Source organism: Pseudomonas sp. 5P_3.1_Bac2, from assembly GCF_025465995.1.
In the GTDB taxonomy this organism is placed as follows: Bacteria; Pseudomonadota; Gammaproteobacteria; order Pseudomonadales; family Pseudomonadaceae; genus Aquipseudomonas.
In genome coordinates this window covers 1-14,768 of the sequence record NZ_JANLNY010000006.1, presented here as the reverse complement: position 1 = coordinate 14,768, position 14,768 = coordinate 1, and the positions used below count along the sequence as shown (strand labels likewise).

At 58.6% G+C, this 14,768-nt stretch carries 15 protein-coding genes and 2 tRNA genes; 9 read left to right on the top strand and 8 right to left on the bottom strand.

Going from position 1 to position 14,768, the window contains the following annotated elements; all coding sequences use genetic code 11:
* Window positions 1–59 precede the first annotated feature (59 nt).
* From NTD81_RS04405 to hemA, 6 genes are all read right to left on the bottom strand, one after another.
* The gene (locus tag NTD81_RS04405; RefSeq protein WP_262179893.1) at window positions 60–575 is read right to left on the bottom strand and encodes an acyloxyacyl hydrolase; all 516 of its coding nucleotides are present in this window, start codon (window positions 573–575) and stop codon (window positions 60–62) included.
* Window positions 576–880: 305 nt separating this feature from the next.
* Complete coding sequence (murI, locus tag NTD81_RS04400) at window positions 881–1,675, bottom strand: glutamate racemase (RefSeq protein ID WP_262179891.1); 795 nt, start codon at window positions 1,673–1,675, stop codon at window positions 881–883.
* Window positions 1,665–2,438 carry a molybdopterin-synthase adenylyltransferase MoeB gene (locus tag NTD81_RS04395; protein WP_262179890.1) on the bottom strand — a complete coding sequence of 258 codons (774 nt, stop codon included), beginning with the start codon at window positions 2,436–2,438 and terminating at the stop codon, window positions 1,665–1,667. Before NTD81_RS04395 ends, murI begins: the two co-directional genes overlap by 11 nt.
* Window positions 2,431–3,264 (bottom strand): peptide chain release factor N(5)-glutamine methyltransferase, encoded by an 834-nt coding sequence (gene prmC, locus NTD81_RS04390; protein WP_262179888.1) that lies wholly within the window; start codon window positions 3,262–3,264, stop codon window positions 2,431–2,433. Before prmC ends, NTD81_RS04395 begins: the two co-directional genes overlap by 8 nt.
* A 32-nt stretch (window positions 3,265–3,296) precedes the next feature.
* A complete protein-coding gene (gene prfA / locus NTD81_RS04385) occupies window positions 3,297–4,379 on the bottom strand; it encodes a peptide chain release factor 1 (protein WP_262179886.1) in 1,083 nt (360 codons plus the stop codon).
* Window positions 4,380–4,392: 13 nt separating this feature from the next.
* Entirely contained in the window at window positions 4,393–5,685 is a 1,293-nt protein-coding gene (gene hemA, locus NTD81_RS04380; protein ID WP_262179884.1) for a glutamyl-tRNA reductase, read from the bottom strand.
* 185 nt (window positions 5,686–5,870) lie between these two features.
* Between hemA and NTD81_RS04375 the strand changes: the two genes are divergently transcribed.
* From NTD81_RS04375 to ychF, 9 genes are all read left to right on the top strand, one after another.
* Window positions 5,871–7,601 (top strand): tetratricopeptide repeat protein, encoded by a 1,731-nt coding sequence (locus NTD81_RS04375; RefSeq protein ID WP_262179883.1) that lies wholly within the window; start codon window positions 5,871–5,873, stop codon window positions 7,599–7,601.
* Window positions 7,598–8,218: a lipoprotein insertase outer membrane protein LolB gene (gene lolB / locus NTD81_RS04370; RefSeq protein WP_262179881.1), complete on the top strand. Its 621-nt coding sequence runs from the start codon at window positions 7,598–7,600 to the stop codon at window positions 8,216–8,218. Before NTD81_RS04375 ends, lolB begins: the two co-directional genes overlap by 4 nt.
* Window positions 8,215–9,090, top strand: a complete 876-nt coding sequence (gene ispE, locus NTD81_RS04365; protein ID WP_262179879.1) for a 4-(cytidine 5'-diphospho)-2-C-methyl-D-erythritol kinase — start codon at window positions 8,215–8,217, stop codon at window positions 9,088–9,090. Before lolB ends, ispE begins: the two co-directional genes overlap by 4 nt.
* Window positions 9,091–9,111: 21 nt before the next feature.
* A tRNA-Gln gene (locus NTD81_RS04360) sits at window positions 9,112–9,186 on the top strand.
* 50 nt (window positions 9,187–9,236) lie between these two features.
* A tRNA-Gln gene (locus NTD81_RS04355) sits at window positions 9,237–9,311 on the top strand.
* Window positions 9,312–9,357: 46 nt separating this feature from the next.
* Window positions 9,358–10,299, top strand: a complete 942-nt coding sequence (locus NTD81_RS04350; protein ID WP_262179877.1) for a ribose-phosphate pyrophosphokinase — start codon at window positions 9,358–9,360, stop codon at window positions 10,297–10,299.
* A 113-nt stretch (window positions 10,300–10,412) separates the two neighbouring features.
* Window positions 10,413–11,012 (top strand): 50S ribosomal protein L25/general stress protein Ctc, encoded by a 600-nt coding sequence (locus tag NTD81_RS04345; protein WP_262179875.1) that lies wholly within the window; start codon window positions 10,413–10,415, stop codon window positions 11,010–11,012.
* Between the two features lie 67 nt (window positions 11,013–11,079).
* Window positions 11,080–11,670, top strand: coding sequence for an aminoacyl-tRNA hydrolase (gene pth / locus NTD81_RS04340; protein WP_262179873.1), 591 nt, complete (start codon window positions 11,080–11,082; stop codon window positions 11,668–11,670).
* A gap of 29 nt (window positions 11,671–11,699) precedes the next feature.
* Window positions 11,700–12,800, top strand: a complete 1,101-nt coding sequence (ychF, locus tag NTD81_RS04335; RefSeq protein WP_262179871.1) for a redox-regulated ATPase YchF — start codon at window positions 11,700–11,702, stop codon at window positions 12,798–12,800.
* A 296-nt stretch (window positions 12,801–13,096) separates the two neighbouring features.
* Here ychF and NTD81_RS04330 read toward each other — a convergent pair whose 3' ends face one another.
* Both NTD81_RS04330 and NTD81_RS04325 read right to left on the bottom strand, forming a co-directional pair.
* Window positions 13,097–14,074, bottom strand: a complete 978-nt coding sequence (locus NTD81_RS04330) for a fimbrial protein (protein ID WP_262179869.1) — start codon at window positions 14,072–14,074, stop codon at window positions 13,097–13,099.
* Between the two features lie 73 nt (window positions 14,075–14,147).
* Window positions 14,148–14,768, bottom strand: a 621-nt coding sequence (locus NTD81_RS04325) for a fimbria/pilus outer membrane usher protein (RefSeq protein WP_262179867.1), incomplete at its 5' end; no start/stop codon positions are given.

The following is a 14,768-nucleotide window of genomic DNA, read 5'->3' as shown; positions in this document are numbered from 1 at the left end:
CTGCACGCCTAAAAAAACCGGGCTAAACCCGGTTTTTCTGCCGCCTACAGCTTGGCTGCCTAGAACTTGATGCGGTAATGCAGGGTGTAGCTTTCCACCCCGTCGTTCGGCTCTTTGATCCCGGCGTTGGAATAGTGCATGGCGCGCACGCCTATCTCCTGGCCATTAAAGCGCAGGCCCAGACCGATGCGATCTTCAAACTGGAAGGACGAGCCGAGCTTATTGGACTCAAGCTCCGTGCTGGAGAAGGCGGCTACGCCGATCCCCGCCTCGATATAAGGTTTGACCGTTTCACCGGCAAATTCATAAACGAACACCGGGCTTAACGACAGGCTGTGATTGCTCGCGGTGTCATCGCCATCCCAGTAGGTGTAAGCAGCGTCCCAGTAACCGCTGAGGTGACCGACACGGCTATTGAACCAAGTGCGGTTGAAATCGAATTGAGTGCCCAGTCGATAGGTCATGGTGGAATCACCGGTTTGACCAATATCTAAACTCAGATCCAACGCATGGGCCGCGCTGGCTTGGCCTAAAGCTAATGCAGCAAGTCCCGCCAGAGTGAAGACTTTAATCATGGCAAATATCCCTTTACCTGTTATCAATTGCTCTCTGCACGTTTGCCGGAGTTGACCGGCTCAGCCGCTAAAAAATATAGCACCACAACCGCACAAATCCATGCCCTACATTCAAACAAAAGAATTAGCATTGTCAGGATATGCCCGAAAACTGTCTTATTTACACAGGTAAAAACCTTAGATTTCTCCTATTCGCCTGACTAACAGAACAAATCCAAACCTATAATTCAGCCTGGGCCCGAGCAGCGAATCGCCACTGGCCAGCAGTAAAACCAACAGGATTGACGAGATTTGCCAGGGCTGCGCTAGCGCAGCAAGGCCTTAACTGGGGCGGTTTGCCCCCACAGCGCCGGCATCACGGCCTGCATATTTAACGGCGCGGCGCTGGACCAAAAAGCGGTGGCAGCCGCAGGCCCGCTACTCAGCAGATCCCCTGCCGCCAACAGGCGTTGCACCTGTCGCGCCACGGCGGCGCCGGTATCGATCAGTTGGATCGACGGTGGCACCAGGCTGCTCAGTAAAGGCTTGATAAAGGGGTAATGGGTACAGCCGAGGATCAAGGTATCGCAGCCTTCGGCCAGCAGCGGCGCGACAAAGCCTTGCAGCAAGTCACGGGTCGCCGCACTGCTTAAATCGCCGGCCTCAATACGCTCAACCAAGCCCGGACAAGGCTGGGTGACCACCCGCACATCGTGGGCAAAGCGATCCAATAAAGCGGCAAACTTGGCACTTTTTAATGTGCCGGTGGTGGCCAGCACCCCCACCACGCCACTGCGAGTGGCTGCCGCTGCCGGCTTAACCGCCGGTTCCATGCCCACCACCGGCACCTGCGGATACAGCTCGCGCAGTTGCGCCACGCCGGCCACGGTGGCGGTGTTGCACGCCACCACCAGTGCCTTGGCACCTTGCTTCAAGAGAAACTCAGCTAAAAAGCCACAGCGCTCGCGGATAAATTCCGGGCTCTTTTCGCCATAGGGCACGTGACCGCTGTCGGCCACATACAGCAGCGACTCATGGGGCAGCAGCGCGCGGATTTCGCGCAGCACCGACAACCCGCCAACGCCGGAATCAAACACCCCAATGGGCGCGTTAGAGGCCATGGTGGCTCCCGCAGACGACGCATCCCGGATCACGCTTGACCCGTAATTCGCGAAAACGCGTGCTCAAGGCATCGATCAGCAGCAAACGCCCCACCAGCGGCTCACCGAAGCCGGCCAGCAGCTTCAGGGCCTCCAGCGCTTGCAGACTGCCGACCAGCCCCACCAGCGGGCCCACCACACCGGCTTCGCTACAGGTCAGCTCAGCCTCGCTGCCGTGACCATACAGGCAGTGATAACAAGGGCTGTCGGCGCGCCGTGGATCGAACACCGACAGCTGGCCTTCTAGGCGGATCGCCGCACCACTGACCAACGGCACCTGCGCCTGCACACAGGCCGCATTCACGGCCTCACGGGTGCTGAAGTTATCCGAGCAATCCAGCACCAGATCCACCGCAGCCACGGCCACGCCTAAGGAGTCCGCATCTAAGCCTTGACCATGACCGACGATTTGCAGCGCCGGGTTTAGCGCCAGCAAGCGCTGACGCGCTGAGTCCAATTTACTCAGGCCAATACTGGCGCTGTCGTGGATAACTTGGCGCTGCAGGTTGCTCAGATCGACCGTATCGAAGTCGGCCAGATGCAGCTCGCCTATCCCCGCTGCGGCCAGGTACAACGCCACCGGCGAACCCAATCCGCCGAGCCCGACGATCAGCACGCGGCTGTTCTTCAAACGTAGCTGGCCGTCGATATCCACCTGTTGCAGCAGAATCTGCCGGCTGTAACGCAGCAGTTCTTCGTCACTTAAGTGGGTTGCATTAAGCATGGGCAAACTGTCCTAGGCTGATCCGCTCATGGCCGCCGAGATCGCGCTGACTGGCCACCTGTACAAAGCCACGGGCACGGAGCAAGTCGCGCACCGCCGCCGCTTGATCAAAACCATGCTCCAGCAGCAGCCAGCCGCCGGGGCTTAGAAACTCAGGGGCTTGGGCGATGATCAGGCGGATGTCGTCCAGGCCATCGGCACCAGCCACCAGCGCACTGCTGGGCTCAAAACGCACGTCACCCTGACCCAAGTGCTGGTCATCGGCGGCGATATACGGCGGGTTGCTGACGATCAGGGCGTAGCGCTGGCCGCTCAGTTCACTGAACCAATGACTCGTCACAAAGCGCGCATTGGCCAGTTGCAGACGCTGGCCATTGCGCTGCGCGAGCTGCACCGCCTCGCTGACCCGATCCACCCCGGTCACTTGCCAAGCCGGACGCTCGCTGGCCAAAGCCAAGGCAATCGCCCCCGTGCCAGTGCCTAAATCCAAAACCTGCGCCGGTGTGGCCGGCAGCAGCGCGAGAGCGGCCTCCACCAGCAGTTCGGTATCGGGACGGGGGATCAAGGTGTGCGTCGCCACTTCCAGCTGCAGGCTCCAAAAGCCTTGCTGGCCGAGGATATAGGCCACCGGCTCGCCTGCCCGGCGACGCTCGATGGCCGCTGTGAATTGGGCTAACTGAGCATCCTCCAGCTCGCGCTCAGGCCAGGTGTGCAGGTAGCTGCGCGGCTTGCCCAAGGCATCGGCCAACAGCAGCTCGACATCCAAGCGCGCGCTGGGCGAGTCGGCCAACTCTGTGTGGGCGAGCAAATCCTCGATGCTGCGCATAACTCGGCGATCCCTTAATGATGCAGGCGAGTTTAGTCGCCGAGCGCGGCCAACTGATCGGCCTGATATTCCACCAACAACGGCTCGATGACAGCCTCGACGCCACCGGCAATCACTTCGTTGAGCGAATACAAGGTCAGGTTGATGCGGTGATCGGTCACCCGCCCCTGGGGGAAGTTATAGGTACGGATGCGCTCGGAACGATCACCGGAGCCGACCAGCAATTTGCGCGAGTCAGAAATTTCTTTGTGCGCGGCGGCTTCCTGCTGGTCTTTGAGCTTAGCCGCCAGCCAGGCCATGGCCTTAGCGCGGTTCTTATGCTGCGAGCGCTCTTCCTGACATTCGACCACAGTGCCGGTGGGAATGTGGGTGATACGGATCGCCGAATCGGTGGTGTTAACGTGCTGGCCACCCGCGCCGGAGGAACGGTAGGTGTCCACGCGCAGATCCGCCGGGTTGATATCAATGGCCATCTGCTCATCGGGCTCAGGCAATACCGCCACGGTGCACGCCGAGGTGTGGATGCGGCCTTGGGATTCGGTTTCCGGCACACGCTGCACACGGTGGGCGCCGGACTCGAATTTGAGCTTGCCGTAGACGTTGTCGCCTTCAACCCGGGCAATCACTTCTTTATAGCCGCCGTGCTCGCCTTCGCTGGCCGACAGCACTTCGACGCGCCAGCCTTGCTTCTCGGCGTAGCGCGAATACATGCGGAACAGGTCGCCGGAGAAAATCGCCGCCTCGTCACCGCCAGTGCCGGCGCGGACTTCGAGGAACACGTTGCGGCCATCGTTAGGGTCTTTAGGCAGCAGCATGCGCTGCAAAGTGGCTTCCAGCTCAACCAACTGTTCCTTGGCGCTGGCCACTTCTTCTTCCGCCATTTCGCGCAAATCAGGGTCGCTGTCTTTGAGCATTTCCTGGGCGCCAGCTAAATCGGCTTGCACCTTACGTAGCGCAGCAAAGGCCTGATTGACTGGTTCAATTTCCGCGTACTCCTTGGAATAGGCGCGGAATTGGGTCTGATTGCTAATCACCTCGGCATCGCCAAGCAGCGCAGTCAGCTCTTCGAACCGATCCTGCAACAGGTCGAGTTTTTTAATCAGTGACGCTTTCATTGCAGACCTTTACTTATTGAGCGCTGGATTTATTAATCGCGCTGAGCGAGGCGCCCTCATCGAGGGCAAACAGTTCTTGAGCGACGCCCAGCGCATCGAAGCGCCCGGCGGCAGAAAATTTCTTCAACTGCACGCTGGGTGCATGCAGCAGTTTATTGGTCAGGCCACGGGCCAGTTGCGCCAACACCTCATCGGCACTGCTGCCGTTGGCCAGCAGGCGCTGAGCCTTTTGCAGCTCTTCGTCACGCAGGCGCTCGGCCTGTTGCCGATAGGCCTTGAGCACATCCACTGCCGCCAGCTCGCGCAGGCGCTGCATAAAGTCCTGGGCACCGGCGCTGACCAGCTCTTCCGCGGCTAAGGCAGCCCCCTGGCGACTTTTGAGGTTTTCTTCGATGACCTCATGCAGGTCATCGACGGTATACAGATACACATCATCCAGCTCGCCGACTTCCGGCTCGATGTCGCGAGGCACGGCGATGTCGACCATAAAGATCGGCTTGTGCTTGCGCTGTTTCAGCGCGCGCTCTACCGCGCCCTTGCCGAGAATCGGCAACTGACTGGCGGTGGAGCTGATGACGATATCGCTGTTGACCAACTCGGCGGGAATATCGGCCAGCAGCACGGCGTGGGCGCCAAATTGTTCAGCCAGATTACTGGCGCGCTCCAAGGTGCGGTTCGCCACCACGATGCGCTTGATGCCTTGGTCGTGCAGATGCCGCGCCACCAGGCTGATGGTTTCACCGGCGCCGATCAGCAGCGCCTGGCTGCGATTGAGGTCGGAGAAGATTTGCTTAGCCAGGCTGACCGCCGCAAAAGCCACCGAGACCGGGTTCTCACCGATGGCGGTGTCGGTACGCACGGTTTTCGCCGTGCTAAAGGTCGCCTGAAATAAGCGTCCCAATAACGGCCCTAAGGTGCCGGCCTCACGGGCCACGGCAAAGGCCGACTTCATCTGACCGAGAATCTGCGGCTCGCCCAGCACCATGGAATCCAGGCCCGAGGCGACGCGCATCATATGCCGCACGGCTTCGTCATCAGCATGGATATAGGCGCAGGCGCGCAATTCTTCGAGGCTCAGATGATGATAGTCGGCCAACCAGGCAAGCACTTCATCGACGCTGAGTTGATCCTGCTCCAGATACAGCTCGCTGCGGTTGCAGGTCGAGAGGATCGCCGCCTCACGACTGCTGGTGCTGCGGCACAGCTGGCGCAACGCTTCAACCAATTGCTCGGGTGTAAAGGCCACGCGCTCGCGCACGTCTACCGAAGCGGTCTTATGGTTGATACCGAGAGCAATAAAGGCCATGCGTGGTCGCTGAGAGTCTGTAGGAAGCGCGCAATTCTCCTACTTCGGCCGTGCGAGAACAACTCCTCCTGCCTATTGTCCTAATAGACAGTTTTATCCGATCCACCATGAATGGCACCCCATGGGCTTGCCCAACGGCTTGTGTCATGATGCCCAAACCGCAGGTTGGCCACATAACTCTCCCCATGAATAGAACTCTCGCGTTGCTGACTGCTGCTGCTTTGTTAAGTGGCTGTCAGACCCTTGCACCCTCCTCCCCGGATGGCAAACCGCCGGTGGAAGACCCCAGCGTTACCAGCGCCACGGCCCAGCCGCAGCTGTACCGCCCGTTTAGCGAGGCCACGCTGTACGCCCTGCTCAGCGCCGAACTGGCCGGCCAACGCAACCGCTTCGACCTCGCCCTCGACAACTACACCGAGCAAGCCTTGCTCACCGGTGATGCCGGTGTCGCCGAGCGCGGCTTTCGTATTGCCGAGTACTTAGGCGCCGACCAAGCTGCGCTGGAGACGGGCCTGCAATGGGCCAAAAGCGCCCCGGATAACATCGACGCGCAGCGCGCCGCCGCCGTGCAGCTGGCCCGCGCCGGACGCTACGACGAATCCATGGTGTTCATGGAGAAAGTCCTGCGCCACCAAGGCGACACCCATTTCGATTTCCTCGCGCTATCTGCCGCTGAAAGCGACCCGGACACCCGTGCCGGCCTGCTGCAAAGCTTCGACCGGCTGCTGGTGAAGTACCCGGACAACAGCCAACTGCAATTCGGCAAGGCCCTGTTACTGCAACAGAACAATCAACCTGAACAAGCCCTGGCCCTGCTGGAACAGCAGTCCAGCAATGATCGCCCGGTCGCGGCGATCCTGCTTCACGCGCGCCTTCTGCAAGGCTTTGAGCGCAGTGATGAAGCCCTCGCCCTGCTGAAACAAAGCATCAAGCAGAACCCGGATGAACGCCGCCTGCGCCTGAGCTATGCGCGCATGCTGGTCAGCGAAGACCATATCGACGAAGCCAAGCGCGAGTTCACCGCCCTGCTCCAGCAAAATCCGGAAGACGACGACCTGCGTTTCTCCTTGGCGCTGGTGTGCCTGGAGGGCGAAGCGTGGAAAGAAGCCATCGTCTACCTCAACGAACTGGTTGAGCGCGGCGCCCACGTCGATGCCGCACATTACAACCTGGCCCGCGCTTACGAAGAGCTCAACGACCTGCCCAAGGCACTCGCCGAGTTTGCCCTGGTCGGCCCCGGCAACGAATACCTGCCTGCACAATCGCGCCGCACCGAACTGTTGTTTGAGCATCAGCGTGCCGATGAAGCAGCCGCCCAACTCAAGCAAGCGCGTCTGGATCAGCCGGATTACACCATCCAGCTGTACCTGATCGAGGCTGATGCCTGGTCGCGTAACGAGCAACCTGAGCGCGCCTGGAATGTTTTGCAGCAAGCCCTACAGGCTTACCCAGAAGACCTCAACCTGCTCTACAGCCGCGCCATGCTGGCGGAAAAGCGCGACGACTTACCGCTGCTGGAAAAAGACCTGCGCTTTATTCTTGAGCGCGAGCCTGATAATGCCATGGCCCTCAACGCCCTCGGTTACACCTTGGCGGATCGCACCACACGCTATGACGAAGCCAAGCGCTTAATCGACCAGGCCCACCAGCTTAACCCGCAAGACCCGGCCGTCCTCGACAGCCTCGGCTGGATTAACTTCCGCCTGGGCAACTTGGCCGAAGCGGAAACCTGGCTGCGCCGCGCCCTCACACAAATGCCCGACGCGGAAATTGCCGCACACTTGGGCGAAGTGCTGTGGGCCCAAGGTAAACAGAACGAAGCCCGGCAATTGCTGGCGGACGCCTACAAGCAAGACCCCGATAACGATATTTTGCGTAACACCCTGCTACGCCTGACAGGAACCGATAAGCCTTGAAGTACCTACGTCACCTCATCCTCTGCGGCCTGCTGGCCACCCTCGCTGGTTGCGCCGGCTTTGGCACCCATGAATCCCTGGAAGGCCAAGGCAACAGCCAGACCTGGAAGGAGCACAAGGCGCAATTGAGTAAACTGGATGCCTGGCAAATCAACGGCAAAGTAGGCATTCGCGCGCCGCAAGACTCCGGCAGCGGCACCCTGTTTTGGCTGCAGCGCCAGGACTACTACGATATCCGCCTGTCTGGCCCACTGGGCCGTGGCGCCGCACGCCTGATGGGCCACCCCGGCAAGATCACGCTGGAAGTGGCCAACCAAGGACGCTACGAAGCGCAGTCGCCGGAACAACTGCTGCACGAACAACTGCACCTCAACCTGCCGGTCTCGCACCTGCTCTGGTGGATTCGCGGCCTGCCCTCGCCTGACAGCAAGAGCCGCCTCAATCTCGACAGTCACAGCCGCCTCGCAGGCCTTAGCCAAGATGGCTGGCAAATCGAATACCTGAGCTATACCGAGCAAAACGGCTACTGGCTGCCAGAGCGCCTTAAAGTCAGTGGTGAAGATTTGCAAATCACCCTGGTGATCAAGGACTGGCAGCCGCGCCAGCTCGGCCAATGAGTACCCCCGCGATTCCTAGCGCAGCCACGCTGCGCTTGCCGGCACCGGCCAAGCTGAATTTGATGCTGCACATTTTGGGGCGGCGCGCCGACGGTTATCACGAGCTGCAAACCCTGTTTCAGTTTCTCGACTTCGCCGACGAGCTCGGCTTTGCCTTGCGTGACGACGGCGAAATTCGTTTGCACAGCCCTGTCGACGGCGTCCCCCACGACAGCAATTTGATCGTGCGGGCCGCGCGCCTGCTGCAACAACACAGTCAGTGCCCACTGGGCGCGGATATCTGGCTGGATAAACGCTTACCGATGGGCGGCGGCATTGGTGGCGGCAGCTCCGATGCAGCGACCACATTGCTCGGCCTGAAACATTTGTGGCAACTGCACTGCGACGAAGATCAACTGGCTGAGCTTGGCCTGCGCCTAGGCGCGGACGTGCCGGTGTTCGTGCGTGGACGCGCCGCCTTTGCTGAAGGTGTCGGGGAAAAACTCCAACCAGTGACTCTGAGCGAGCCCTGGTTTCTCGTTGCGATTCCGCAAGTACTTGTTAGCACAGCAGAAATTTTCTCTGATGCGGAGTTGACACGGGATAGCCCGCCCATTAAAGTTCGCAGCCTTCCTGAGGGGGGCGGTCGTAATGACTGTCAGCCGGTGGTAGAGAAGCGTTATCCAGAAGTTCGTAACGCTTTGATCTTGATGAACAAATTTGTTCCAACAAGATTAACCGGCACTGGATCTTGTGTGTTTGGGAGCTTCCCAAACGAGGTTGAAGCTGATAGAGTTCGCCGCCAACTTCCAGGCACTTTGCCAAGCTTTATAGCTCAAGGACGTAACATCTCGATGTTGCACCGAAAGCTCGAAGAGTTGGGCAGGAAGTAATACGTTGTACGGGTTGTAAGTAGGGGCGTCGCCAAGCGGTAAGGCAGCAGGTTTTGATCCTGCCATGCGTTGGTTCGAATCCAGCCGCCCCTGCCATTCCGTCCTGGAGCGGACACAACACAAAGCGTATTAAAAACACCGGATACAGGGGCGTCGCCAAGCGGTAAGGCAGCAGGTTTTGATCCTGCCATGCGTTGGTTCGAATCCAGCCGCCCCTGCCATTTTCTATACTCATCCAGGTATACCCTCAGCCGGCAGGTACTGCGCGTGTCCAAGATGATGGTCTTTACGGGGAACGCTAACCCCGATCTGGCGCGACGTATCGTACGTCAGCTGCACATTCCCCTCGGTGATGCCTCTGTAGGCAAATTCTCCGACGGCGAGATCATGATTGAAATCAACGAAAACGTCCGCGGTAAAGACGTGTTCCTGATTCAACCAACGTGCGCGCCAACCAATGACAACCTGATGGAATTGGTCGTGATGGCAGATGCCTTCCGCCGCTCCTCAGCGACTCGAATTACTGCTGTTATCCCCTACTTTGGTTATGCCCGCCAGGATCGCCGTCCGCGTTCTGCGCGCGTGGCAATCAGTGCCAAAGTCGTGGCTGACATGCTCGCTAACGTAGGCATCGACCGGGTTCTGACCGTCGACCTGCACGCGGATCAGATCCAAGGCTTCTTCGATATTCCAGTGGATAACATCTACGGCTCCCCAGTTCTGGTGGACGATATCGAAGACCAGCGCTTTGAAAACCTGATGATCGTGTCTCCGGACATCGGCGGTGTTGTTCGCGCCCGTGCCGTAGCTAAATCCCTCGGCGTTGACCTGGCCATCATCGACAAACGTCGTGAGAAGGCTAACCACTCCGAAGTGATGCACATCATCGGTGATGTTGAAGGCCGCACTTGCGTGCTGGTTGACGACATGGTCGACACTGCCGGCACCCTGTGCCACGCAGCCAAGGCCCTGAAAGAACACGGTGCCACCAAAGTTCTCGCCTATGCCACGCACCCGGTACTGTCCGGCCGTGCCATTGAGAACCTGGAAAAATCGGTACTCGACGAGCTGGTGGTGACTAACACCATCCCGCTGTCGGCAGCAGCACAAGCCTGTGGTCGTATCCGTCAACTGGATATCGCCCCGGTGGTCGCTGAAGCGGTACGCCGCATCAGCAACGAAGAATCGATCAGTGCGATGTTCCGCTAAGGCGTCCACCCACTGACCGTCAATGCCCAGCCCTAATGGCTTGGCACCCTACCCAACCGTCCCGTCGCTGGTCGCAAGCGTAACGGACGGTTTGGTTATTTTGGAGAAATACAATGACTGAATTTACCCTGAACGCCGAAATCCGTTCCGACCTGGGGAAAGGTGCGAGCCGCCGCCTGCGTCGTAACGTAGCCCTGGTTCCTGCCGTAGTTTACGGTGGCGAAGCCGCTCCACAATCCATCAGCCTGGTTGCCAAAGATTTTGCCAAGCTGCTGGAAAACGAAGCTTCCTTCAGCCACGTACTGAGCCTGAACGTAGCTGGCAAAGCTGAAAACGTTCTGATCAAAGCACTGCAACGTCACCCATCGAAAGGTTTCGTTCTGCACGCTGACTTCGTTCGCGTTGTCGCTGGCCAGAAACTGACTGCCCACGTTCCTCTGCACTTCATCAACGAAGAAACTGCAGTTGGCGTGAAACAACAAGGTGGCGAGATCTCCCACGTTGTGGCTGAAGTTGAAGTTTCCTGCCTGCCGAAAGATCTGCCTGAGTTCATCGAAGTCGACATGGCTGCCGTTGAAGTCGGTCACATCGTTCACCTGAGCAACCTGAAACTGCCGAAAGGCGTTGAGCTGGTTGCTCTGGCTCACGGTAACGACCTGGCCGTGGCTAACATCCACGCCTCGCGCGTTAAAGAGGAAGGTGCTGCCGAGTAATTCTCGCAGCAGCGGAAACCAGCCTAGTCTTGCTAGACTAGGCGATTTCCACAGAAGGGCTCCCGACATGACTGCCGTACAACTGATCGTTGGCTTGGGTAATCCAGGACCGGAATACGACCAGACCCGGCATAACGCGGGGGCCCTTTTTGTTGAGCGCTTAGCCGCCAGCCAAGGCGTCAACCTGAGTCTCGACAAAAAGTATTTTGGCCTGGTAGGCAAGTTCAGCCATCAAGGCCGTGATGTTCGTCTGCTCATCCCCACCACCTTTATGAATCGCAGCGGCCAGGCCGTAGCGGCGTTGGCGAATTTTTTCCGGATCACTCCGGAGGCGATTCTGGTGGCGCACGACGAACTCGATATGCCGCCCGGCATCGCCAAACTCAAACAGGGTGGCGGGCACGGCGGACATAACGGGCTGCGCGACATCATTGCGCAACTCGGCAATCAAAATAATTTTCACCGCCTGCGGCTTGGCATTGGCCATCCCGGGCACAGCAGCATGGTCAGCAACTTCGTGCTGGGCCGTGCGCCACGTAGCGAGCAAGACCTGCTGGAGCAGAGCATTGATTTCGCCATGGACTGCCTGCCGCAAATCCTTGCCGGTGACTGGTCCAAAGCCATGCACAAACTGCACAGCCAAAAAGCTACTTCTTAATTCTTAGCGCTATCCTCGAGGGAAATATCATGGGATTTAACTGTGGCATCGTCGGCCTGCCCAACGTCGGCAAGTCCACCCTGTTCAACGCCCTCACTAAGTCGGGGATCGCGGCTGAGAACTTCCCGTTCTGCACCATTGAGCCGAACAGCGGCATCGTGCCGATGCCCGACGCTCGCCTGGACGCTCTGGCTGAGATCGTTAAACCTGAACGTGTACTGCCGACCACCATGGAGTTCGTCGACATCGCCGGCCTGGTTGAAGGCGCCTCCAAAGGTGAAGGCCTGGGCAACAAGTTCCTCGCCAACATCCGCGAGACCGATGCCATCGCCCACGTGGTGCGCTGCTTCCAAGACGATAACGTGATCCACGTAGCCAACAGCGTCGACCCTAAGCGCGACATCGAGATCATCGATCTGGAGCTGATCTTCGCTGACCTCGACAGCTGCGAGAAGCAACTGCAAAAGGTTACCCGTAACGCCAAAGGCGGTGACAAAGAAGCCGTGGCGCAGAAGAACCTGCTGGAAAAACTCATCCCCCACTTCACTGAAGGCAAGCCTGCGCGCACCTTGATGAAGAGCCTCGGCGATGACGAGAAGCAACTGGTGCGCGGTTTCCACCTGCTGACCAGTAAGCCGGTGATGTACATCGCTAACGTCGCCGAAGACGGCTTTGAAAATAACCCGCTGCTGGACATCGTCCAGGCCATCGCCGACGCCGAGGGTGCGCCAGTGGTGCCGGTGTGCAACAAGATCGAAGCGGAGATCGCCGAGCTCGACGAAGGCGAAGAAAAAGACATGTTCCTCGAAGCCCTGGGCCTCGAAGAGCCAGGTTTGAACCGCGTAATCCGCGCCGGTTACGAGCTGCTCAACCTGCAAACCTACTTCACCGCCGGCGTTAAAGAAGTGCGCGCCTGGACCGTGAAAGTCGGCGCCACTGCGCCACAATCGGCGGCCGTGATTCACACCGACTTCGAAAAAGGCTTTATCCGCGCCGAAGTCATCGCCTACAACGACTTCATCCAATACAAAGGCGAAGCCGGCGCGAAAGAAGCCGGTAAATGGCGCCTGGAAGGTAAGGAATACATCGTCAAAGACGGCGACGTGATGCACTTCCGCTTTAACGTCTAAACAGGCGTGCAACACACAAAACCCCTTGAGCGCTAACACCTCAAGGGGTTTTTTATTGGCGGCCACTGTCTGGATCAGAGTCGCCTGTAGCGCTATTGAGTAAGCCTGCCTGTTCAGCGACAGCCCGATCGAGCTGCCACCGCCGCAAACATCGCCGGGCCATGCACTGCCCCGCCGCCCGCCAGACATAGAGCCAATATCCCGCAGCCCCACGCAACACAGGCTAAGCCCGCGCAATGGCGCCACTGCAACCTCAATCACCCACAGCTGCAGATTCCACCAGCACGCAGAGACACCTACTTAAAGGTCACATCGATATTGGCCGACGCGGTGAACGGGCCCACTCGAGGACTGGTACTGAGCCAACGCAAGCTGGCTAGGAAGTTCTTGGTGACATTGCTGCCGTTAATCAGGCCCATGTTCACCGGCGTGTTCATTGGGATGTAAGTGCCCGGCGTGTCTTGTTGCGACAGCTGAATACCAAAGCCGCTGTCACTGGTGGGCATGATGGTGTTGGTGTCGCGCACCGGGTTCACCGAGCTGAAACTAGCCTCTAGAACTTGCCCCTGACAATCTTGGCCGCTATCCGGGCCAGACATATCAGCACTAACCGCAAAGGGAATTTGCTTTTCGATCTTGCCGACTACGGCGTTCTGCCGAGGAATGCTGCCAAAGTTGACCACCCGCCCATTGTTGGCACTCACCGTCACGATAGGGTTGCAGGAGATAAAGCGAATGTTGCCAAGGCCGGAGATGTAGGTGTTGAAGTTTTGGTTGGCGTTATTGTTGAGACCACCCACACCATCGACTTGAAACACTGAGTAGCTGCCAGTGTTATTGATCCGCCCGCCCGCGGGCGGCAGGTTACCGGTGGCTTTGATATACACCGAATAAGACACCGTAATGCTGAGCGGGCGGGCCGGCGACGCACATCCACCACCAATAGGGCGGCAGGCAGTGCCGGGCCCTACATCCTCGCGCACACCACTGGTGAGGCGGTAATCGATACTTTTATAGTTCACCCCAATTTCAATTGAGTTGTGGATGGCTGCCAGATTTCTTTTGGGGTCCCAATACAGGTAAGCGTTCTCGCCCTGGGGCTTTTGCCGATCGTCCACACACTGGAACGTCGACGTGAATGTCGGTGAACGCCATAACAATGCGCCTGGCGCCGTGTTGGCGGTGGAGACCTTGATCTCATGATCCAGCACAATGTCTTGGCGGACACTGCCATTCTGCTTGCAGGACAAGGCATAACTATTCTGCGAGAACATCCCCAGCGTTACTAACAAACAGACTGCCAATCCAAACCCTGCATGCTTTGTGCGAAAAAACATATCTGTTCCTCTATGGCTTCACGCAGGTCAGCGAGAGCTCTTGATACCCCATGGACTGCTCGTCGGTCGCCGCTAACTCAGGCACAAGCAGTGAACAACTGTCACTGGCGTCGCTCCCCCACTTGACCAACAGGCGCTCGCCCGAAGCCACCCCAGAGACATAAATATCGCCATTGGTGCCTACGGTACCGCTGCTTATGCCGGCAGCATTGAAGACGTTCGCGCCTAATGGCGGGACGCTGCTGCCCTCCATCTCGCTGTGCACTAACAAACTCTGGCCGACGTGCGTTTCAAAGTTGACGCGGGTAATGGCCCCCCGGGTAGGCACTACATCTTTAGCGGCCAGAGGGATATCCAAGCCACTGCCAATATCCTCGGTACGCAGCGCAACGCGGTTGTGCCGGTATGGTGTCGCCGAAGTCATCACGGCATAACCGGCACCATCAACAGCCACCCCTGGCTGGTTTTCCACGCGAACACCTTTGGCACCTTTAGCATTGACCAAGACGAAGGTGTTTTGCAGGGGCTGGCTCAGCGTTATCCCGCCGGCATGGGCGACTATGCCGCCCGACACACTGAGACTGGTCTGCTGATAATCATTGCTGTAGCTGTAGCCCGCGTTAATAACGCC

Coding starts and splice junctions, on each gene's coding strand:
- pth (WP_262179873.1), top strand. CDS start 11,080: ATGACTGCCGTACAACTGATCGTTGGCTTGGGTAATCCAGGACCGGAA.
- murI (WP_262179891.1), bottom strand. CDS start 1,675: ATGGCCTCTAACGCGCCCATTGGGGTGTTTGATTCCGGCGTTGGCGGG.
- NTD81_RS04405 (WP_262179893.1), bottom strand. CDS start 575: ATGATTAAAGTCTTCACTCTGGCGGGACTTGCTGCATTAGCTTTAGGC.
- NTD81_RS04395 (WP_262179890.1), bottom strand. CDS start 2,438: ATGCTTAATGCAACCCACTTAAGTGACGAAGAACTGCTGCGTTACAGC.
- ychF (WP_262179871.1), top strand. CDS start 11,700: ATGGGATTTAACTGTGGCATCGTCGGCCTGCCCAACGTCGGCAAGTCC.
- NTD81_RS04330 (WP_262179869.1), bottom strand. CDS start 14,074: ATGTTCTCGCAGAATAGTTATGCCTTGTCCTGCAAGCAGAATGGCAGT.
- hemA (WP_262179884.1), bottom strand. CDS start 5,685: ATGGCCTTTATTGCTCTCGGTATCAACCATAAGACCGCTTCGGTAGAC.
- NTD81_RS04375 (WP_262179883.1), top strand. CDS start 5,871: ATGAATAGAACTCTCGCGTTGCTGACTGCTGCTGCTTTGTTAAGTGGC.
- ispE (WP_262179879.1), top strand. CDS start 8,215: ATGAGTACCCCCGCGATTCCTAGCGCAGCCACGCTGCGCTTGCCGGCA.
- prmC (WP_262179888.1), bottom strand. CDS start 3,264: ATGCGCAGCATCGAGGATTTGCTCGCCCACACAGAGTTGGCCGACTCG.
- NTD81_RS04345 (WP_262179875.1), top strand. CDS start 10,413: ATGACTGAATTTACCCTGAACGCCGAAATCCGTTCCGACCTGGGGAAA.
- prfA (WP_262179886.1), bottom strand. CDS start 4,379: ATGAAAGCGTCACTGATTAAAAAACTCGACCTGTTGCAGGATCGGTTC.